General features: G+C 59.5%; 19 protein-coding genes and 1 riboswitch. Of the genes, 11 read left to right on the plus strand and 8 right to left on the minus strand.

Features of this window, described 5'->3' with window-relative positions:
- Window positions 1-17 precede the first annotated feature (17 nt).
- The 3 genes from metK (at window position 18) to AC1D2P_RS09470 (ending at window position 3,524) form a co-directional block, all read left to right on the plus strand.
- The gene (gene metK, locus AC1D2P_RS09460) at window positions 18-1,208 is read left to right on the plus strand and encodes a methionine adenosyltransferase (RefSeq protein ID WP_046029802.1); all 1,191 of its coding nucleotides are present in this window, start codon (window positions 18-20) and stop codon (window positions 1,206-1,208) included.
- Between the two features lie 148 nt (window positions 1,209-1,356).
- Window positions 1,357-3,030: an NAD-dependent DNA ligase LigB gene (gene ligB, locus AC1D2P_RS09465; protein WP_109785604.1), complete on the plus strand. Its 1,674-nt coding sequence runs from the start codon at window positions 1,357-1,359 to the stop codon at window positions 3,028-3,030.
- Between the two features lie 98 nt (window positions 3,031-3,128).
- A complete protein-coding gene (locus AC1D2P_RS09470) occupies window positions 3,129-3,524 on the plus strand; it encodes a DUF1090 domain-containing protein (protein ID WP_109785605.1) in 396 nt (131 codons plus the stop codon).
- Between the two features lie 59 nt (window positions 3,525-3,583).
- On the opposite strand, the gene AC1D2P_RS09475 is transcribed toward AC1D2P_RS09470, so the two are convergent.
- Window positions 3,584-4,033 (minus strand): c-type cytochrome, encoded by a 450-nt coding sequence (locus AC1D2P_RS09475; protein WP_077431124.1) that lies wholly within the window; start codon window positions 4,031-4,033, stop codon window positions 3,584-3,586.
- 128 nt (window positions 4,034-4,161) lie between these two features.
- On the opposite strand from AC1D2P_RS09475, the gene mltA reads away from it, so the two are divergent.
- Window positions 4,162-5,346, plus strand: coding sequence for a murein transglycosylase A (mltA, locus tag AC1D2P_RS09480; RefSeq protein ID WP_109785606.1), 1,185 nt, complete (start codon window positions 4,162-4,164; stop codon window positions 5,344-5,346).
- Window positions 5,347-5,491: 145 nt separating this feature from the next.
- Here mltA and AC1D2P_RS09485 read toward each other — a convergent pair whose 3' ends face one another.
- Together AC1D2P_RS09485 and AC1D2P_RS09490 are read right to left on the minus strand one after the other, a co-directional pair.
- The gene (locus AC1D2P_RS09485) at window positions 5,492-5,875 is read right to left on the minus strand and encodes an MAPEG family protein (RefSeq protein ID WP_046029797.1); all 384 of its coding nucleotides are present in this window, start codon (window positions 5,873-5,875) and stop codon (window positions 5,492-5,494) included.
- 39 nt (window positions 5,876-5,914) lie between these two features.
- Window positions 5,915-6,748 (minus strand): EamA family transporter, encoded by an 834-nt coding sequence (locus AC1D2P_RS09490; RefSeq protein WP_046029796.1) that lies wholly within the window; start codon window positions 6,746-6,748, stop codon window positions 5,915-5,917.
- A 218-nt stretch (window positions 6,749-6,966) separates the two neighbouring features.
- Here AC1D2P_RS09490 and AC1D2P_RS09495 point away from each other — a divergent pair, with 218 nt between their 5' ends.
- The gene (locus AC1D2P_RS09495; protein ID WP_109785607.1) at window positions 6,967-8,136 is read left to right on the plus strand and encodes an MFS transporter; all 1,170 of its coding nucleotides are present in this window, start codon (window positions 6,967-6,969) and stop codon (window positions 8,134-8,136) included.
- Between the two features lie 115 nt (window positions 8,137-8,251).
- On the opposite strand, the gene AC1D2P_RS09500 is transcribed toward AC1D2P_RS09495, so the two are convergent.
- Window positions 8,252-9,136, minus strand: a complete 885-nt coding sequence (locus AC1D2P_RS09500; protein WP_109785608.1) for a formate/nitrite transporter family protein — start codon at window positions 9,134-9,136, stop codon at window positions 8,252-8,254.
- A 168-nt stretch (window positions 9,137-9,304) separates the two neighbouring features.
- On the minus strand, window positions 9,305-9,703 hold the full coding sequence (locus AC1D2P_RS09505) for an acyl-CoA thioesterase (protein WP_046029793.1): 399 nt from the start codon (window positions 9,701-9,703) through the stop codon (window positions 9,305-9,307).
- 198 nt (window positions 9,704-9,901) lie between these two features.
- Window positions 9,902-10,004: riboswitch (S-adenosyl-L-homocysteine riboswitch) on the plus strand.
- Window positions 10,005-10,027: 23 nt separating this feature from the next.
- Between AC1D2P_RS09505 and ahcY the strand changes: the two genes are divergently transcribed.
- The 4 genes from ahcY to AC1D2P_RS09525 all read left to right on the plus strand — a co-directional run bounded on the left by ahcY (window position 10,028) and on the right by AC1D2P_RS09525 (window position 15,512).
- A complete protein-coding gene (gene ahcY / locus AC1D2P_RS09510; RefSeq protein ID WP_109785609.1) occupies window positions 10,028-11,437 on the plus strand; it encodes an adenosylhomocysteinase in 1,410 nt (469 codons plus the stop codon).
- 189 nt (window positions 11,438-11,626) lie between these two features.
- Window positions 11,627-12,472 (plus strand): methylenetetrahydrofolate reductase [NAD(P)H], encoded by an 846-nt coding sequence (gene metF / locus AC1D2P_RS09515; RefSeq protein WP_109785610.1) that lies wholly within the window; start codon window positions 11,627-11,629, stop codon window positions 12,470-12,472.
- A 124-nt stretch (window positions 12,473-12,596) separates the two neighbouring features.
- Complete coding sequence (locus tag AC1D2P_RS09520) at window positions 12,597-13,412, plus strand: substrate-binding periplasmic protein (protein WP_109785611.1); 816 nt, start codon at window positions 12,597-12,599, stop codon at window positions 13,410-13,412.
- 222 nt (window positions 13,413-13,634) lie between these two features.
- Complete coding sequence (locus AC1D2P_RS09525) at window positions 13,635-15,512, plus strand: RNA helicase RhlE2 (RefSeq protein ID WP_077431122.1); 1,878 nt, start codon at window positions 13,635-13,637, stop codon at window positions 15,510-15,512.
- 167 nt (window positions 15,513-15,679) lie between these two features.
- Here the strand turns inward: AC1D2P_RS09525 and AC1D2P_RS09530 are convergent, their stop codons facing one another.
- From AC1D2P_RS09530 to AC1D2P_RS09540, 3 genes are all read right to left on the minus strand, one after another.
- Window positions 15,680-16,264, minus strand: a complete 585-nt coding sequence (locus AC1D2P_RS09530) for a YceI family protein (protein WP_046029788.1) — start codon at window positions 16,262-16,264, stop codon at window positions 15,680-15,682.
- A gap of 31 nt (window positions 16,265-16,295) precedes the next feature.
- Entirely contained in the window at window positions 16,296-16,847 is a 552-nt protein-coding gene (locus AC1D2P_RS09535; RefSeq protein WP_477811404.1) for a cytochrome b, read from the minus strand.
- Window positions 16,848-17,109: 262 nt separating this feature from the next.
- Window positions 17,110-18,861, minus strand: coding sequence for a flavin monoamine oxidase family protein (locus AC1D2P_RS09540; RefSeq protein ID WP_109785612.1), 1,752 nt, complete (start codon window positions 18,859-18,861; stop codon window positions 17,110-17,112).
- 221 nt (window positions 18,862-19,082) lie between these two features.
- Here AC1D2P_RS09540 and AC1D2P_RS09545 point away from each other — a divergent pair, with 221 nt between their 5' ends.
- Both AC1D2P_RS09545 and AC1D2P_RS09550 read left to right on the plus strand, forming a co-directional pair.
- Window positions 19,083-20,489, plus strand: a complete 1,407-nt coding sequence (locus AC1D2P_RS09545) for an adenosylmethionine--8-amino-7-oxononanoate transaminase (RefSeq protein ID WP_109785613.1) — start codon at window positions 19,083-19,085, stop codon at window positions 20,487-20,489.
- Window positions 20,490-20,623: 134 nt separating this feature from the next.
- Window positions 20,624-21,333, plus strand: a 710-nt coding sequence (locus AC1D2P_RS09550) for a 16S rRNA (uracil(1498)-N(3))-methyltransferase (RefSeq protein WP_477811405.1), incomplete at its 3' end; no start/stop codon positions are given.

Below are 21,333 nucleotides of genomic sequence, written 5' to 3' on the forward strand. Positions count from 1 at the left end.
TTCAGGAAAACATCGAGATGAGCGAATACTCCCTCTTCACCTCCGAGTCCGTGTCTGAAGGACATCCGGACAAAATCGCCGACCAGATTTCCGATGCGGTGCTGGACGCCATCATTGCTGAAGACAAGTTCGCCCGTGTGGCGTGCGAGACTCTGGTAAAAACCGGCGTTGCCATCATCGCCGGCGAAGTCACCACGTCGGCTTGGGTCGATCTGGAAGAAATCGTGCGTAACGTCATTCTGGACATCGGCTACAACAGCTCCGATGTCGGCTTCGACGGCGCCACTTGCGGTGTGATGAACATCATCGGCAAGCAGTCCCCAGACATCAACCAAGGTGTTGACCGTGCCAAGCCTGAAGATCAGGGTGCCGGCGACCAAGGCCTGATGTTCGGCTACGCCAGCAACGAAACCGACGTGCTGATGCCAGCACCGATCACGTTCTCGCATCAACTGGTTCAGCGCCAGGCCGAAGCCCGTAAATCCGGCCTGCTGCCATGGCTGCGCCCGGACGCCAAGTCGCAAGTGACTTGCCGTTACGAAGGCGGCAAGGTTGTTGGTATCGACGCCGTTGTTCTGTCGACCCAGCACAACCCGGAAGTGTCGTACAAAGACCTGCGCGAAGGCGTGATGGAGCTGATCGTCAAGCACGTACTGCCTGCCGAACTGCTGACCAAGGACACCCAGTTCCACATCAACCCGACTGGCCAGTTCATCATCGGTGGCCCGGTTGGCGACTGCGGCCTGACCGGTCGCAAGATCATCGTCGACAGCTACGGCGGCATGGCTCGCCATGGTGGCGGCGCGTTCTCCGGTAAAGATCCATCGAAGGTTGACCGTTCGGCCGCTTACGCAGGTCGTTACGTAGCCAAGAACATCGTCGCTGCCGGCCTGGCCGAGCGCTGCGAGATTCAGGTTTCCTACGCGATCGGTGTTGCCCAGCCTACGTCGATCTCGTTGAACACCTTCGGCACCGGCAAGATCAGCGACGACAAAATCGTCAAACTGGTTCGCGAAGTGTTCGACCTGCGTCCATACGCAATCACCACCATGCTCGACCTGCTGCACCCGATGTACCAGGAAACCGCGGCGTACGGCCACTTCGGTCGCACCCCGGCCACCAAGACCGTGGGCGAAGACACCTTCACCACGTTCACCTGGGAAAAAACCGACCGCGCCGACGACCTGCGTCAGGCAGCCGGCCTGTAAGACTTCCCCGGCGGTACCAAAAGCCCTGCACGGTTCGCCGTGCGGGGCTTTTTATTGCCCGTCGACACACGCCGAAAAACTCCCGGCCGCCTCGATTCTTAAATCCGTCCTAGCCTTCCAGAACTTCATTTGAGCAAGGACGCTCACGATGCTTCTGCGCCTGTTTTCCGCTTTTTTTCTGACGCTGATTTGCCTGCCTTCAAACGCAGCCGACTGCCCTGACTGGCCTGCCGCCCGCGCGTTCGACGAAATTGCCGCCCTGCAAAAACAGATCGACTTGTGGGACGACCACTATCACCGGGGCGGGCGCTCTCTGGTTGCCGACGAAATCTATGATCAGTCCCGCGCACAACTGATCGCATGGCGTGAGTGTTTTGACGTGGGTCTGGCTCCCGAACCGTTGCGCACTGCGGGTGGAAAGTTAGCCCACCCCATCGCCCACACGGGTCTGGACAAACTGCGCGATGGCCGAGCTGTTGAACACTGGCTGCGTGATCGCGAGGGCATCTGGATACAACCCAAGGTCGACGGTGTCGCCGTGACGCTGACCTATCGCAATGGCCTGTTGTATCAGGCGATAAGCCGGGGCGACGGCATCCACGGGCAGGACTGGACTTCTTCGGCGCGACAGGTTCCCGGCATCCCCCGACAACTTGCACAACCGCTGGACGTGCAGGTGCAAGGCGAACTTTATTGGCACCTGACTGACCATGTACAAGCGAAGGCCGGCAGCCTCAATGCCCGCTCCATGGTGGCCGGCTTGATGGCTCGCAAGGCACTCGACCCGAAGCACGCCGACAACATCAGGCTGTTTGTCTGGGACTGGCCACAAGGCCCGGCCACTGTGCCCGAACGTATCGCGGCGCTGGAGGATTTGGGCTTCCCGAGCATGGCACCCTACAGCCAGCCGGTTCGGACCTTGGCCGATGCCGAACACTGGCGCGATCGCTGGTATCGCTCGCCCCTGCCGTTTGCCAGCGATGGCGTTGTCTTGCGGCAAAATCAGCGCCCCTCGGCTGAACGCTGGCAGGCTAAATCACCCTACTGGGCCGTCGCCTGGAAATACCCTTTTGCCCAGGCGCTGGCCGAGGTGCGAAAAGTCGAATTCAAGATCGGTCGTACCGGACGAATCACCCCCGTACTGCACCTCAAACCGGTGACGCTGGATGACCGGCAGATCAAACGCGTGAGCGTCAGCTCCCTGCGGCGCTGGGCAGAGCTGGACATCCTCCCCGGCGACCAGGTGTCCATCAGCCTCGCCGGGCTGACCATTCCCAGGCTCGACAGCGTTGTGCTGCGCAGCACCGAACGCCCTCAACTGAATGTTCCGCAGGCTGCCGCCTTCCATCATTTGAGTTGCTGGGAGCCGACACCGGGATGCGAAAGTCAATTTCTCGCGCGACTGACCTGGCTCAGTGGCAAGCGGGGCCTGGCCTTACCCCACGTCGGCGCCGGCACCTGGGAGAAACTTTTCGAAACAGGCCATCTCAACGGCCTGCTGGATTGGTTGACCCTCGATGCCCGGGAGCTTGCTAACATTGATGGCTTCGGCGAACGCAGCAGCGCTCGCCTGATAGACAGTTTCAACAGTGCGCGGCAACGCCCGTTCGCTCGCTGGCTTAAAGCCTTGGGGTTGCCGCCGACCGGCCAGGCAAAGCTTGCCGACTCATGGCAGGAACTGGCGAATCGAAACACCGAACAATGGCAGGCTGAAGCCGGTATCGGCCCGGGACGTGCGACCCAATTGAGCGCGTTTTTCCGCGATCCGCAGGTCCTGGCCTTGAGTGAAACATTACGTATTGCCGGCATTGACGGTTTTTAAAGACCGGTAACGCCCGGCAGCCCGGGAACCCCCGGGTGTCGATGCGCTCCAACGCCCATCGCCACACCGACCCGCTTGTCTTTGCACATGGAGCTTTTATGAAATTTCTTTCACCGCTCGTCCTGCTGACCTTTTGCAGCGTGATGGCCGCTCCACTGATAGCTGCTGAAGAAGCACCGGAACTGACCGGCTGCGCGGCCAAGAAACAGGGCATCATCAATCAGATCGAACTGGCCAAGTCACACGGCAATGCCGACCAGCAGGCCGGCCTGGAGACTGCCTTGCGCGAGGTCACCGAACACTGCACTGACGCCTCGCTGAAGAAAGAACGGGAAAACAAAGTCCTCGACGCCAAGCGCGAAGTCAGCAAGCGTCAGGCCGATCTCGACAAAGCCATGAAGAACGGCGACCCCGACAAAATCAACAAACGCAAAGACAAACTCGCCGAGGCCCGCAAGGAATTGCAGGACGCCCTCGATGAGCTGGACAAGTAAGGATCAGTTCAGGACTGATCGTTCCCACGCACCGCGTGGGAACGATCAACAAGCGAGAATCAATGATCCCGAAACTGTTTATGACAGGCACTACAGGCATCCTCGACTTTCTGCACCGCCGGCCCCAGGTTGCTGGCCTTGTAGGGCTGGACCTGGCTGGCAATCACCAACTCACCGGTGGCGGCTTCAAGGTCGCGGGACATTTCCTGAAAACGTGCCTGCTGCTGCCAGACATTGTCCTTGGCGCTGGTGTGATCTTCTTCGCGCACCTGTGGAAAATGCTTCCACGGCTCGCGGGACAGCGCATCGAGCTTCACGGCGCCGTCGGCGAATTTTTGGCCATCAAATGGAATGCGCCCACGCAACATACCGCCCAGGTCCTCGCCGGTCTTGAGCATTTGCTTGAAGATCGCCTTGCGTTGACCCAGCGGAGAATTCGGGTCGACGCCGCCGCAGGCGGACAACGTCAGACAGGCCAGCAATACAACAGAAAGTCTTTTAAGAGTCATGGTGGCTACAGGTCACGGGAAACGGCGGCCAGTATCCTCGCGTCATCGGAAAAGACCAATAGCCCTATTATCAATATGGGTTGTTTGAGCGCATGGAGCACTCAGGCAACCGGCAAAGGAATTACTCCATGAACAGCCGTTTCAAGGCATGGCGTCGCCCCCTCGCGTGGGCTCTCCCAATGGTGGCCGTGCTCGCCGGCTGCACCGGCGGCGATAACAACAAGCCGAAAACCCACGCACTGGCTACCTATTCCGGTGCTACCTGGGAAGCATTGCCAGCAGTGTCCGACAGCGACCTGATCGCCGGGTTCGGCTCGTGGCGTAGCGCGTGCAACCGACTCAAGGCCGACCCGGTCTGGGGTTCAACCTGCGCGGCGTCCACCAATGTGCCGCAAACCGCCGCCGACATCCGCGGCTTCCTGAAACAGAATCTGGATGTCTATGGCCTGCGCGCCGCCAATGACAACCCCAATGGTTTGATCACGGGCTACTACGAACCGGTCTACCCGGGCAGCCTGACCCAGACCACCAGCGCAAACATCCCGGTGTACGGCGTGCCCGACGACATGATCATTGTCTCGCTGGACAGCATCTACCCGGAGCTCAAAGGCAAACGCCTGCGCGGTCGACTTGAAGGACGAGTGCTCAAGCCTTACGACGATGCGGCAACGATTGGGACCAAAGGGGCCAAGGCACCCGTCGTTGCCTGGCTGACCGATCCGATGAACCTGCAATTCCTGCAAATCCAGGGATCGGGGCGTATTCAGCTCGATGACGGGCGCCAGCTGCGCATCGCTTACGCCGACCAGAACGGCCATCCGTATCGGCCCATCGGGCGCTGGCTGGTGGAGCAAGGTGAACTGAAGAAAGAAGACGTGACCATGGGCGCGATCAGCACCTGGGCCAAAGCCAACCCGACTCGTATTCCCGAACTGCTCGCCAGCAACCCCAGCTATGTGTTTTTCACTCGTAACCCGGACAGCAACGAAGGGCCTCGCGGTTCATTGAATGTGCCGTTGACGGCGGGGTATAGCGCGGCGGTGGACCGTAAAGTGATTCCGCTGGGCAGCCTGTTGTGGCTATCCACCACGAAACCGGACGGCACTGCGCTGGTTCGCCCGGTGGCGGCTCAGGATACCGGCGGCGCAATTGCCGGCGAGGTTCGTGCGGACCTGTTCTGGGGCACAGGTGAAACGGCCGGACAATTGGCCGGCGACATGAAACAGCAGGGGCAGATCTGGATGTTGTGGCCTAAAGGTGCGCCGTTGCCACAAGTGCCTCAGGTGGCCGATGCGACCGACGCTAAACCTTGAATTCTGCCGCGACAGTTAGATTGCTTTCGCGAGCAGGCTCGCTCCCACAGTTGATCTTCAGTGAATACAAATTTTGTGTTTCACCACAGATCCTGTGGGAGCGGGCTTGCCCGCGAAGGGGCCAGCGCAATCGCCGAGGTTGCTGTCAGACCGACACCACAAAGAAACTGACAATCAACCCCATCCCGACAAACCACACCAACGACCGCAAAGTCGCCCAGTCGGCCAAATAGCAAATGATGTACAGCAACCGGCTAGTGATGAACAACACCGACAGCACGTTGATCGTCACCAGCTCGGCATTGCCCGCTAGGTGAGCCACGATCACCGCAGCCGCAAATGCCGGGGTCACTTCAAAACTGTTCAGTTGCGCGGCATGCGCACGTCTGCCCAACCCCTCCAGCGAATCAAGAAAATCCCGGGGGTCATGGTTATCTTTCAGCCTGTACCCGCCACTGATCTTGGCGACACCCGTGCAGATATACGGCAGGAAAATCGCGATCAAAATGCACCACAGTGCAACCGTCATAGAGCAATCCTTTTTCAGTTTTAGACATTCGGGTTTCGATTAAAACTTCATCACCAATATGCCAATCATCACCAGCCCACAGGCAAGGAGTCGCGGTCGACCAAAAGGTTCTTTCAGGTAACGCATGCCAAACAGCACCACCAGAATTACGCTGATCTCACGCAACGCCGCCGCTTCGGCAATCGAACCCAGCTGCATAGCCCACAGCACCAGAGCGTAGCTGAACAACACACAGAACCCGACCGCCAACCCCAGTCGCCATTGTTCACGCCAGAACAACTTGAATGCCGGGCGCTTGCGCACCAACGCCAGCAAGGGGAATGGCCAGGCACTGAGCAACGTGACCCAGACCAGATAATCCAGAGGATGAGACCAGCGCCGCAACGCCTGGCCGTCGATGTAGGTATAGCAACCGATGCACAAGCCGATCAGTGCCACCACGGGTAGCATCGACCACGGCAATCGCGCGCCGCCACCACCCTGCCACAGCAGGCACGCCATACCGAACGGGATCAGCAGAATTCCAAAGATCTGCTGGTTCGTCAGCACTTCCCCGGCAAAGATCAGCGTTAAGGTCAGCACCACCAGCGGCGACAAGCCACGCATCAGCGGGTACACCAGGCCAAGGTCACCGACCCGATATGCCTGGATCAGCAGGTAACGGTAAAGCAACTCGAACGCCGCCGACGCCAGAATCCACGGCCAGATGTCGATGGGCGGCACGTTCAAGAACGGCACCATCACCGCGACAAACAACAGTGCCACGCTGTCCATGCAGGCCACTACCAACAAGCGCTCCGCACTGAATTTGATCAGGGTATTCCACGCCGCGTGCAACAGCGCCGCCACCAACACCAGAGCCGTCGCAAGCACGGCACACTCCTTTATTTGTTTTTGTTCCCTGCGGGAAGCGCCCAGATAATTGATACGTCATATATCAGCTGCTGTTTATACTGCAAGCGACCACGCCGCACTCAGTTGCACACAGACTAATTCCAATAATGACTGTCCATGCCCGCTCTCTCCGAGATCGGTCGTCGGGCTGCGTATGCCTGATCACAGCGTCAAGACTACCGACAGAGACCTTGCGCATGCCACTCGCCTTGCTTGCCCTCGCTGTTGCCGCGTTCGGCATCGGCACCACTGAATTCGTCATCATGGGCCTGTTGCCCGATGTCGCTCGCGACCTCGCCGTCAGCATCCCGCACGCGGGCCTGCTGATCACCGGCTACGCCCTGGGCGTCGTGTTCGGCGCGCCGATCCTGGCGGTCGGCACCGCCAACATGCCGCGCAAGGCGACATTGTTGGGGATGACGCTGATGTTCATTCTGGGCAACGTCTTGTGCGCGCTCGCGCCGGACTACGCCACGTTGATGGCGGCTCGCGTGGTCACGGCCCTATGCCACGGTGCGTTCTTCGGCATCGGTTCGGTGGTCGCGGCCGGCCTGGTCGCACCAAACAAGCGGGCACAGGCCATTGCGATGATGTTCACCGGCCTGACGCTGGCCAACGTACTGGGCGTGCCATTGGGCACCGCGCTTGGGCAATACGCCGGTTGGCGCTCGACTTTCTGGGCGGTCTCGGTGATTGGTGTGATTGCCGCCATCGCGCAATGGCTCTGGTTGCCGAAACACATCGCCATGGACAAGGCCAATCTCGCCAGCGAGTTCAAGGTGCTGGGCAAGATCAATGTGTTGTTGGCGCTGGGCATGAGCGTGCTGGCGTCGGCCAGCCTGTTCAGCGTGTTCACCTACATCGCGCCGATCCTGCAAGACATCACCGGCGTCAGCCCGCATGGCGTGACCATCATGTTGCTGCTGTTCGGCGTAGGTTTGACGGCGGGCAGCATGCTTGGCGGTCGATTGGCGGACAGCCGTTTACTGCCCTCGCTGGTGGGCATGGCACTGGCTGTGCTGGTGGTGCTGGCGGCGTTCACGCAGACCAGTCACTCGGTCATCCCGGCGGCGATCACGCTGGTGTTGTGGGGGATTTTTGCTTTCGCCCTGTGCCCGATCCTGCAACTGCTGATTATCGATCAGGCGCACGAAGCGCCCAACCTCGGCTCGACGCTGAACCAAAGCGCATTCAACCTCGGCAATGCGACCGGCGCGTGGATTGGCGGACTGGTGGTCGCCAGTGGCGCCGATCTGGCGGACTTGCCATGGACCGGCGCGCTGGTCAGCGGTTTGACGGTGCTGACAGCGTTGTTCTTTATTTACCTGCAGCGTCGTAGTGCGGCTGCGGTCAATGTCTTAGGCTGAATAGCTGCATCGCCCATGACATTGCTATCGCGAGCAGGCTCACTCCTACATGGACCGCGCCCTTCCCTGTAGGAGTGAGCCTGCTCGCGATGAAGTTGACGCGATGCACCTGTCTTTACTCCTCTTCGCGTTTGCGTGAATCCGGCGCCTGATCCGCATCCTTCTTCGGTGGCCCGCTCTCGCTACGGATCTGCGCATGGCTGATCAGGGCAAAGATAAAGCTGCCGCCGATGATATTTCCCGCCAGCGTCGGCCCGGCGAACACCAGCCAGAAATCCTTCCACGGCAACTCGCCGGCAAACACCAGGTAAGACACCTCGGCCGACCCGACGACGATGTGGGTGAAGTCTCCCAGCGCCATGAAATAGGTGATGAGGATGATGATCCACAGCTTCGCGCTTTCCATGGACGGAATCATCCAGACCATAGTGGCGATCATCCAGCCGGAGACAATGCCCTTGGCGAACATTTGGCCGGTGTGGTTTTCCATGACCTTGCGCCCGATTTCAAGGAAGGCCAGGTCGGTTTTACTGTCGAAAATCGGCAAATGCAGCATCACATACGCCACCAACAACGTGCCGCACAGATTACCCACCAGCACCACCGTCCACAGCCGCAGCAGTCGGCCGACGTTAACCAGTGTCGGTTTGGTCATCACCGGTAGCACGGCGGTCAGGGTGTTTTCGGTGAACAGTTGCTGACGGGCGAGAATCACGGCAAGAAAGCCGGCGCAATAGCCGAAGCTCGCAATCACCTTGAAACCTTCTCCGTCCGGCAGGCGCGAGTTGAGCAAACCCATGCCCATCAACGACAGGCCCATGGTCAACCCCGCTGCCAGCGCCGACCACCACAGCGCAGCAATGCTGCGCTCCAGTTCCTGGTCGCCTTGGGTACGGATGATTTCATGCAGTACCGCCGCACGAGGTGGCTGGTTCTTTTCGACTTCGTGCTCTTCTTCAGCCGAAAGGTTCGGGGTCTTGCCGTCTTTTGGGGTATCCATAGCATTCCTGAACCAGTGGCGTGTCATGAAGGTACGACACGCGTGGTTCGGAGCTGTTCAGTGTTCGGAAAAACGAAACCACGCCTGTAGGAGCACGGCTTGCCCGCGATGGGTTCAGCCCGGTGGCGGCGGTGATGCGAAAGACGTCATCGCGAGCGAGCTCGGCTCCTACTCGACGTCATCCTGAAACTGGTCTTTGACGTATTTGATCTCGGTGCGGCCATGCGGCGCCGGCAAGCCGTCTTCGCCCAAGTTGACGAACACCATCTTTTCCACGGTGAGGATGCTTTTTCGGGTGATCTTGTTGCGCACTTCACAAGTCAGGGTGATCGAGGTGCGACCGAACTCGGTGGCGGTGATGCCCAATTCGATGATGTCGCCCTGGCGCGAGGCGCTGACGAAGTTGATTTCGGAAATGTACTTGGTGACAACGCGCTGGTTGCCCAGTTGAACGATGGCATAGATCGCCGCTTCTTCGTCGATCCAGCGCAACAGGCTACCGCCGAACAGCGTGCCGTTGGGGTTGAGGTCTTCAGGTTTTACCCATTTGCGGGTGTGGAAATTCATATTCACTCCTGAGCGTCTTGCCAAATGATGGGAGGCATCATGGCAGAGCCCGACCTAGAGCTCTATTACGCATAGACTATGGTCTCGATTACCGTTCAGACATTGACCAACAGAAACGCTTTGGAAGTATCGCTCACACGGCTATAATCGCCACCGTTTCAAAACGGTAACGATTCATTGATACCGTTTTCCCGCCACCTGTCCGAGGGGCGCTGCAGCAGGCTCGACCTGTCAGGCTCGGATGGGGCGTTGCTTGACCGTTATCGGTCAGACACTAAACGCACAACGGCGCCCATTCGCATACATTACGAATGGAGGCTCTTCATGAGCGCTGTCAACACGCCTGCAGATTTCAACGATTACAAAGTTGCCGACATGTCCCTGGCTGCCTGGGGCCGTCGCGAAACCATCATCGCCGAATCCGAAATGCCTGCCCTGATGGGTCTGCGCCGTAAATACGCTGGTGAGCAGCCGCTCAAAGGCGCAAAAATCCTCGGCTGCATCCACATGACCATTCAGACTGCCGTGCTGATCGAAACCCTGGTTGCCCTGGGTGCCGAAGTACGTTGGTCGTCCTGCAACATTTTCTCGACTCAAGACCAGGCCGCTGCCGCTATCGCTGCTGCGGGCATCGCGGTTTTCGCCTGGAAAGGCGAGACTGAAGAAGAGTACGAGTGGTGCCTGGAGCAAACCATCCTCAAAGATGGCACGCCTTGGGATGCCAACATGATCCTCGACGACGGCGGCGACCTGACCGAGCTGCTGCACAAGAAATACCCGGCGATCCTCGACCGCGTCCACGGCGTGACCGAAGAAACCACCACCGGCGTTCACCGCCTGCTGGACATGCTGGCCAAGGGCGAGCTGAAAATCCCGGCCATCAACGTCAACGACTCGGTGACCAAGAGCAAGAACGACAACAAGTACGGCTGCCGTCACAGCCTGAACGACGCGATCAAGCGCGGTACCGACCACCTGTTGTCCGGCAAGCAAGCGCTGGTCATCGGTTACGGTGACGTGGGCAAGGGCTCTGCTCAGTCCCTGCGTCAGGAAGGCATGATCGTTAAAGTGTCCGAGGTCGACCCGATCTGCGCCATGCAAGCTTGCATGGACGGTTTCGAACTGGTTTCGCCGTTCATCGACGGTATCAACAACGGTACCGAAGCGAGCATCGACAAAGCGCTGCTGGGCAAGATCGACCTGATCGTGACCACCACCGGCAACGTCAATGTTTGCGACTCGAACATGCTCAAAGCCCTGAAGAAGCGCGCCGTAGTCTGCAACATCGGTCACTTCGACAACGAAATCGACACCGCTTTCATGCGCAAGAACTGGGCGTGGGAAGAAGTGAAGCCACAGGTTCACAAAATCCACCGCACCGGCCCGGGCGCGTTCGACGCCCAGAACGATGACTACCTGATCCTGCTGGCCGAAGGCCGTCTGGTTAACCTGGGTAACGCTACCGGTCACCCAAGCCGCATCATGGACGGTTCGTTCGCCAACCAGGTTCTGGCTCAGATCTTCCTGTTCGGCCAGAAATACGCCGACCTGTCGCCAGCCCAGAAAGCCGAGCGCCTGACTGTTGAAGTGCTGCCGAAGAAGCTCGACGAAGAAGTGGCCCTGGAAATGGTCCGCGGTTTCGGCGGTGTTGTGACTCAACTGACCAAGACCCAGGCCGACTACATCGGCGTGACCGTCGAAGGTCCGTTCAAGCCGCACGCTTACCGCTACTAAGAGCAACTGCAAGTTGTGAGCTTCAAGCGGCAAGCAAAGGCCAAAAGCCGAGCTTGCCGCGCGAAGCCCGCCGCTTTGCCCCAATTTGCCAAAACAGTGTCAGGCAGCAAGTTCCAGGCACAAGAGACGAGCGCACCTCCGCTTCTCTTGCAGCTTGTGGTTTGCGGTTTGTAGCTGGAGGTTTCCTCCATGTCCCAAGATCGTCGCTACAGCTTCGAGTTCTTCCCTACGAAGACCGATGCTGGGCATGAAAAGCTGATCGCCACTGCTCGTCAGCTGGCCACCTACAACCCCGATTTCTTCTCCTGCACCTATGGCGCTGGCGGTTCGACTCGTGATCGCACCCTCAACACCGTGTTGCAGCTCGAAAGCGAAGTCAAAGTTCCTGCCGCACCGCATCTGTCTTGCGTAGGCGACAGCAAGGACGACTTGCGCGGCCTGCTGGCCCAATACAAGGCCGCCGGCATCAAGCGTATCGTTGCCCTGCGCGGTGACCTGCCTTCGGGCATGGGCATGGCCAGCGGTGAAATGCGCCACGCCAATGACCTGGTCGAGTTCATTCGTGAAGAAACCGGCGATTATTTCCACATCGAAGTCGCCGCCTACCCGGAAATGCACCCGCAAGCGCGCAATTTCGAAGACGACATCGCAAACTTCGTGCGCAAGGCTAACGCCGGTGCCGACAGTGCGATCACCCAGTACTTCTTCAACGCCGACAGCTACTTCTATTTTGTCGAGCGTGTACGGGCGATGGGCGTGAACATCCCGATCGTGCCGGGGATCATGCCGATCACCAACTACAGCAAACTGGCGCGCTTCTCTGACGCCTGCGGTGCGGAAATCCCGCGCTGGATCCGCAAACAGCTGGAAGCCTACGGCGACGACACCCAAAGCATTCAAGGCTTTGGTGAACAAGTCATCACCGAGATGTGCGAACGCCTGCTGCAAGGTGGCGCACCCGGCCTGCACTTCTACACACTGAACCAGGCTGAAGCGAGTCTGGCGGTGTGGAACAACCTGAAGTTGCCGCGCTGAAACAGTGCAACATCATGAAAAGGCTCTGGAGAAATCCAGGGCCTTTTTTATGGGATTTACTTTGTGCCAGAGCTTTCGGATCCAGTTTCTGGCTCTTTATGGTTTCTCGTCGTAATCTCACGCCATGCCCCTGATTTCGCGATTTCTGACAGTTCTGCTTTTTACTTGCCTGAGCTTTGCCGCCCAAGGCGAGAAGCTGCGCATTGTCACCGAACCGTGGGCGCCTTATGTCTATGAGGAAAATGGCAAATTCCTGGGGCTGGATTACGAAACCACAGCCATCGTCTTCAAACGCCTGGGGATCGAAGTTGACTGGCAGTTCCTGCCGTGGAAACGCTGCCTGTCGATGCTTGAAACCGGTCAGGCCGATGGCGCGCTGGACATTTTCCACAGTGCCGAACGTGACGCGACCCTGCTCTATCCCGTTGAACCGCTCTCGGAAGTCGAGTTCGTGATGTTCTACGCCAATGAGCGGCCCCACCCGTTTCGCACCTTGAGCGATCTGAAAGGCCTGACCATCGGCACCTCACCGGGCTACCTCTACAGCAAGGATTTCAGCGACTCGCCGCTGTTCATCCGTGAACCGGCGCCCACCCATGAAGCTAATTTCGGCAAGCTGGTACGGGGGAGGATCGACCTGCTGATCACTGATCGCCGGGTCGGCCAGCATTTGCTCGATGAATTGGGCATTCGCGACAGGATCACCGAAAATCCGACCGTCATCAGCCACCAGAGTCAGTTTCTGGCGGTACGTCGCAATGCCGGCATGGATTTGCTGGTGCAGCGTTTCGGCGCCGAACTCAAGCGCTTCAAGCGCGAGCCCGCCTACGCGGAACTGAGCGCCCGATACGGGGCGCAACCCGGTGCCGCCCTTAACACCGACACCGCCAACGCGAACCCTATAAAAACCGTTGAGCAGCAGGAAAGCGGCGCGCAGTGATTGCTCTGTTATACTCCGGCGTTCCCGCCAGGCTCACGCCCGGACGCTCGGACTTGTTCAAGGCATCTCGACCCCGCTACAGCGCAGCTTTCGGCCCGCGCGAGCACTCCAGACGAGCTTTTGAGTTCCAGCAGGACCGGACGGGATTGCGTTCCTCTTAAACGCTATTCGCGCCAGGCAAGACTCCCATTGGGCCAAGCCCTAACTAAAACAGGATTACTCATGTCCTTTGCTTCCCTCGGTCTCTCCGAGGCTTTAGTCCGCGCCATCGAGGCAGCGGGCTATACCGAGCCTACTCCGGTGCAACAGCGGGCTATTCCCGCCGTGTTGCAAGGTCGCGACCTGATGGTCGCGGCTCAGACAGGTACTGGTAAAACCGGCGGCTTCGCCCTTCCGATTCTGGAGCGGTTGTTCCCCAACGGTCACCCGGACAAATCCCAGCGTCACGGCCCGCGCCAACCGCGCGTACTGGTCCTGACCCCGACTCGCGAACTCGCGGCTCAAGTACACGAGAGCTTCAAGCTCTATGCCCGTGACCTGAAGTTCGTCAGCGCCTGCATCTTCGGCGGCGTCGGCATGAACCCGCAGGTTCAGGCCATGTCTCGCGGTGTTGACGTGCTGGTGGCCTGCCCTGGCCGCTTGCTCGACCTCGCCGGCCAAGGCAGCGTCGATTTGTCCCACGTGGAAATCCTCGTGCTGGACGAAGCCGACCGCATGCTCGACATGGGCTTTGTCCATGACGTGAAGAAGGTTTTGGCCCGCCTGCCGGCCAAACGGCAGAACCTGCTGTTCTCGGCGACGTTCTCCAAGGACATCACCGACCTCGCCGGCAAGCTGCTGCACAACCCGGAACGCATTGAAGTCACGCCGCCGAACACCACGGTCGAGCGTATCGAACAGCGTGTGTTCCGCCTGGCTGCCAGCCACAAGCGCTCGTTGCTGGCCCACCTGATCACCAATGGCGCCTGGGAACAGGTGCTGGTGTTCACCCGCACCAAGCACGGCGCCAACCGCCTGGCCGAGTACCTGGACAAACACGGCCTCAGCGCTGTCGCGATCCACGGTAACAAGAGCCAGAACGCTCGCACCAAAGCCCTGGCCGACTTCAAGGCCGGTGAAGTGCGCATTCTGGTAGCCACCGACATCGCGGCGCGTGGCCTGGACATCGACCAGTTGCCCCACGTGGTCAACTTCGAACTGCCGAACGTCGACGAAGACTACGTTCACCGCATTGGCCGTACTGGCCGTGCCGGTCGTTCGGGCGAAGCGATTTCGCTGGTCGCGCCCGACGAAGAGAAATTGCTCAAAAGCATCGAGCGCATGACCAAGCAGAAAATCGCCGACGGCGACCTGATGGGCTTCGACTCCAGCGCTGTAGAAGCCGAGAAACCTGAAGTCCGTGAGCGTCCGGATGTGCGTAACCCGCGCAACCCACGTGGCCCGCGCGGCGACGGCCCGAACGGCACCGGCGGTGGTGGCGGTCGTAAAGACAAGGGCAAGGACAAGGGCGGCAAGGAAAAACCTGCCGCCACGGCCCGCGGTGATCGCCCGGCACGTGAACACAAGCCACGCGAAGGCACCCCGGCGCGCGAACAACAGCGTCCGGCGCCACGCGCTGCCTCGGCTGACCGTGCCCCAGACGAGTTCCTGGACGACGATATCGATAACTTTGGTAACCGCGTCGATTACGTTCCTCAAGCCAAACCGGCTCAGGGTCGTGGCCGCCGTCCGGGTGCTCCGGCACAGGGTTCGGCCGCTGGCGCAGCTGCTCCGCGTACCGGCGGCAAGCCTCAGGGTCGCCAAAGCGGTCCGCGCAGCAGCGACGGCGCCACCACCGGCACGCCGCCAGCCAAGCGCAGCGGTCCACGCAGCGGCGCTCCACGTGACGGTCAGGCCCGTCGTGAAGAAGGTCGCAACCGTCGTCCCGCTCGTGACGATCAGCCGCGTTCGGAACCGGCCGTGCAGAACCCGCGCGGTCCAGCGCCGAAGATCATTCACAAGGAGTCGAAAACCGATCGTTTCCCGACTCCTGAGCAACTTGATCAACTGCCAGGCCGTCCGCGTGGCGAAAAACCAGCATTGCTGACCCGCAACCGCTAAGTTTTTCCTGCCATAAAAAAATGCCCCTGATCTCGCGATCAGGGGCATTTTTTATGCACTAACGTAAACCTGTAGGAGCAAGGCTTGCCCGCGATGGGTTCACCTCGGTTTTGCAGGTGTTGCCAATTGCGCTATCGCGAGCAAGCTCGGCTCCTACGGTCTCAGCATTACTTCGCTTTCACACCTTCAAAGGTCACGTACATCTCAACCGCATCGGACGATGGGCCCAAGTCTTTTTGCTTGCCGAAATCGGAACGCTTGAGGCTGAAAGTACCCTCAAAGCCTGCACGGTAGCCGCCCCATGGATCCTTGCCTTCACCCAGGAAAGTAGCCTTGACCACGATTGGCTTGGTCACACCGAGGATTGTCAGATCACCAGCCACGTCAGCAGTGTCTTTGCCAGCGGCGTTTTTACCGGTGGATTTTACGCTGGTGGAAACAAACGTGGCTTTGCTGGCGTTCAGGAAGTCTTTGCTGGAGATGTGCTTGTCACGCTCGGCATTGTTGGTGAAAACGCTCGCAGTGTTGACGTTGAACTCGATCTTGCTGTCTTCCGGCTTGGCAGCATCGAAGCTGAACTTGCCGTCGATGTCCTTGAAAGTGCCGGTGATGAAGCTGTAACCCAGGTGACTGATCTTGAAGTCAACGAAGGCGTGCTGGCCTTCTTTGTCGACGGTGTAGTCAGCTGCCATCACGTTAGCGGACAGCAGGGCGGAACCGATTGCCAAAGCGGCGAGCGTCTTTTTCAACATGTCTTGTATTCCTTGGGGGGTAAGTTGAACTTCAGGCCTTGCGGCCCAGCATTCGTTTGAGGGTCACATCACGGTCGATAAAGTGGTGTTTCAATGCTGCCAACGCATGGAGACCGGAAAAAATCACCAGCGCCCACGCCAGGTAGAGATGAATCGCACCCGCGTTATCTGCCTGGTCCGGTAGTCCGGAAACCAGTGCAGGCACTTCAAACCAGTCAAACACCGGAATCCCGACACCCTCTGCGGTGGAAATCAGGTAACCGGCAATCATCACAGCGAACAGACAGAGATACAGAAAAGCATGCCCGAACATGGCGCCGAGGCGCGTCATGCGGCTGTAGCTGGTCAGCGTTGGCGGCGGTGGGCTGATGAAGCGCCACAACACACGCAACACCATGACACCCAGCAGGATCAGACCGATGCTCTTGTGCAGATCCGGTCCTGCCTTGCGCCAAGGGTCGTAGTAGCCGAGATCGACCATCCACAGACCCRGACCGAACAAACCGAACACTGCCAGCGCTACACCCCAGTGCATGAAGATGCTGACCCAGCCGTAGCGAGAGATAGAGTTTCGTAGTTGCATTGCCAAGTCCCTGTAAGTTCTGGCCCAAGACTATCGAGTTATCTATCGAATTAAAGCCGAAAATTTCGCTTTGAAATATCGAGAAATACGATCAAGAGCTTGAAATAGGCGTGTTAAGGAAAGATTAAAGACCAATGTGTGAGAAAAAATGAAGTCCAACTAAAGAACACCTGCCCCCCGGTGTTTATTCGACTCAGGGCCTTGGTTTTCTACAGGCATAAAAAAACGCGACATTGCTGCCGCGTTTTTTTTATCCCGACGCTTACTGCGTCTTGGCATCCGCTACCGGAGTCGTAGCGGGCTTGGCCGCTGGCTTCTTCGCGGTCTCTGCTTTCTTCGCCGGAGCCTTTTTGGTTTCGGGTTTGGCTGCCGGTTTCTTCGCCGGAGCTTTGGCCGGCGCCTTTTTGGCGGGTTCGGCTTTCACGGGTGTTGCAGGCTTCGGTGCTTCAACCGGTGCCGGTGCAACGACCGGTGCTGGGGTCGGTGCTGGTGGAGCGACAAGTTCAGGCGCCTTGACCGGCTCTGGCTTCTTGTCGTCATCCGAACCGCCGAACAGGTTGCTGAAGAAGTTGCCTTTCTTCGCCGCCACGGCGCCGGCCGCCGCCGCAGTTGCTGCCGGGCCCACTTTAGCCGGTTCAAACGACTTGCCCGCCGCCAGGTCTTCTACCTGACTGGCTGCGCGCTGGCCAGTGCGCAATGCGCCTTCCAGAGTGCCCGGGTACAAGGTGTCGGTGTGTTCGCCTGCGAAGGCTACACGCTGAATCGGACGTTCCCACAGACGCCAGAACTTGCTGATCTGGCCTGGACCGAAGGCCAGGTAGGCACCGCCAGTCGATGGGTCGGTGCTGTAGCGACGGATTTCATAACCGGTGAACGAACCACGCGCTTGTGGATAGAACGTGTGCAGACGGATCAACACCTGATCGACCATCTGTTTGTCGCCGAACGCCTGCATCACCCGCGCGTTGTCGCCGGACAGGTTAATCACTACGTTGGCGCCGCCCTTCAAGGCAGGCTCGATCCACAGCATGCCCAGCCCGGTGTTGCTGAAGACTTCGCCGGACATGCGCGCCTTGGGTTCCCACACAGGCGTCTTGAACTTGAGCATGATCTGGTCACGCCAACCGTAGTTGGTGCCTTTGATCGCACCCAGGTGCTGGGCGTCCAGCGCCGGGGTCATCTGGATCTTGTTCAGCGCGCGCAGCGGCACGGCCAGTACCACGTAGTCAGCCTGATACCCGACGTTGTCGACTTTGACGGTGACGCCGTCCTTGTCCTGAATGATTGCCGAGACCGGGGAGTTGGTCTTGATGGTTTTCAGTTGCTTGACGAACGCCTGGGCCAGCACCGGGCTGCCGCCGACCAATCGCGAAGCGCGCAGGTCACGATCGGAAATGCCACGGTAGACACGGCTTTGCTGTGCGAAGTACAGCAGAGACAGACGCGAAGGTTCGTCGTAGCGGCTACGAATCTGCTGGTTGATCAACTGACGCGCAGTGGCCGGCAGGTTCTGCTTGTCGAGCCAGTTGGACACGGTGATCGAATCCAGCGATTGCAGCGTGTTGGTAGCGAGCGGGTTCAGCGGGTCGTCAATCGAGCGCGCCAGATCGTCCAGGGTCTTTTCGTAGCGCTTGATCGCGTCGGCGGTGGCCGGTTGCTTGGTCGTCAGATCAGCGGCCGAGAAGTACTCGCCATCGATCAGGTAGCTTGGGGTGCGCACGAATTCAGGGGCCGGCGTGGTGCTCAGCTTGAAGGTCGACACGTACTTGTTCAGCACCGGCTGGGCCTTGTCGTTGCCGATCCACTCGCTGGTGGCCATCCCGGAGCGACCGCCCAGGCTCGATTTGGCTTCCAGCAACGTGACCTGCCAGCCTTTGTTCTGCAGTTCGTAAGCCGCGGTCAGGCCGGACAGCCCGCCGCCGATCACGATCGCGGTTTTATCCTTGGCCAGCGCAGACACGCTGAACAGCCCCAACATCACCAGCGCACAGGCGCGTAGCCAACCGACAGACATTCAGCGAACTCCGGAAATCATGAGAAAAATGCAGTTTTACGAGTCAGTCGACTCCAAGAACCGCGAAGGATACGTCAGGCTTGGGACGCCCGCCAGCAACGTCTATCGGCCTATACAAAGTAGCTCAATCGACACAATGGGTTGTCCCGGCGCGACGCATTGCATAGGCTTGCGCGATTGTTTACCCGCCTACGTCACGGGTAGCCTCCAGGAGACAGAAAATGGGCCTGAATAAACAGTGGATGGAACGCGATCTCGCGGTGTTGTGGCATCCCTGCACCCAAATGAAAGACCACGAACAACTGCCGCTGATCCCGATCAAGCGCGGTGAAGGCGTGTGGCTGGAAGACTTCGAAGGCAAGCGCTACCTCGACGCTGTCAGCTCCTGGTGGGTCAACGTGTTTGGCCATGCCAATCCGCGCATCAACCAGCGCATCAAGGACCAGGTCGATCAACTGGAGCATGTGATCCTCGCCGGCTTCAGCCATCAACCGGTGATCGAGTTGTCCGAGCGCCTGGTGAAGATGACGCCGGAAGGCCTGACCCGGTGCTTCTACGCCGATAACGGTTCGTCCTGCATCGAAGTCGCGCTGAAAATGAGCTTTCACTACTGGCTCAATCGCGGCCAGCCGAACAAGAAGCGCTTCGTCACCCTGACCAACAGCTACCATGGCGAAACCATGGCGGCGATGTCGGTGGGCGACGTGCCGCTGTTCACCGAAACCTACAAGGCCCTGCTGCTGGACACCATCAAAGTGCCGAGCCCCGATTGCTACCTGCGCCCGGAAGGCATGAGCTGGGAAGAACATTCGCGCAACATGTTCGCGGCCATGGAACAGACCCTGGCAGAGAATCATGACACTGTCGCGGCAGTCATCGTCGAGCCGCTGATTCAGGGCGCTGGTGGCATGCGCATGTACCACCCGGTGTACCTCAAACTGCTGCGCGACGCCTGCGACCGCTATGGCGTGCACTTGATCCACGATGAGATCGCCGTCGGCTTCGGCCGCACCGGCACAATGTTCGCCTGCGAACAGGCGGGCATCCGCCCCGATTTCCTGTGCCTGTCCAAGGCCCTGACTGGCGGTTACCTGCCGCTGGCGGCCTGCGTGACGACCGAAGACGTCTACAGCGCCTTCTACGACGACTACCCGACCCTGCGCGCCTTCCTGCACTCGCACAGCTACACCGGCAATCCGCTGGCGTGCGCGGCAGCCCTGGCAACGCTGGACATCTTCGAAGAAGACAACGTCATCGAGAACAACAAGGCCCTGGCGCAGCGCATGGCCTCCTCCACCGCGCATCTCGTCGACCATCCGAACGTCTCGGAAGTGCGCCAGACCGGCATGGTGCTGGCCATCGAAATGGTCAAGGACAAGGCTACGAAAGAAGCTTACCCGTGGCAGGAACGTCGCGGCTTGAAGGTGTTCCAGCATGCATTGGAACGGGGTGCTTTACTTCGTCCGTTGGGCAGCGTGGTGTATTTCCTGCCGCCGTACGTGATTACACCGGAGCAAATCGACTTTCTGGCGGAAGTCGCCAGCGAAGGCATCGACATCGCCACGCGCAACAGCGTCAGCGTGGCGGTGCCGAAGGACTTCCACCCCGGCTTTCGCGATCCGGGCTGATTGAACGACGCTCGTTCCCATGCTCCGCGTGGGAATGCAGCCGGGGACGTTCTGCGTCCCAAAAGCGGACGCGGAGCGTCCGGTGAGGCATTCCCACGCAGAGCGTGGGAACGATCAAATTAAAGAGAACCCGCATGAGACTGTCCCGCTTCTTTATCGACGCCCCCCTGAGCACCGGCGAGCATGAGTTGCCCGAAGCCCAGGCCCATTACATCAGCCGCGTGCTGCGCATGGCCGAGGGTGATGCGTTGCAGCTGTTCGACGGCTCGGGCCATGAGTTTCGCGCCACGCTGGTAGAAGTCGGCAAGAAGCGCGTGGTGGTGCAGATCGACGAAAGCTTCGCCGGCCAGGTTGAATCGCCGCTGGCGATCCATCTGGGCCAGGGCTTGTCCCGTGGCGAGCGCATGGACTGGGCCATCCAGAAAGCGACAGAACTGGGCGTGACCGAAATCACCCCGATCTTCAGCGATCGCTGCGAAGTCCGCCTTAAAGACGAGCGCGCCGACAAGCGCCTGATGCACTGGCGCCAAGTGGCGATCAGTGCGTGCGAGCAATGTGGACGGTCGCGGGTGCCGGTGATTCATCCGCCGGTGTTGTTGGCGGATTGGCTGAAGCAGACAGACGCCGAGTTGAAACTGGTCCTGCACCCGGTGGCTGAGCCGTTGGTGAGTCATGCGAAGCCTGCGACGCTGGCGTTTCTGATCGGCCCGGAAGGCGGGTTGTCCGACGCTGAAGTCGATCAGGCTAAGTCGGCCGGGTTCCATGCCGCCCGCCTCGGTCCTCGGGTGTTGCGCACTGAGACCGCGCCGGTGGTTGCGTTAGCTGTGGCTCAACAGCTGTGGGG

This window comes from Pseudomonas sp. P1_F1_2 (genome assembly GCF_056405815.1).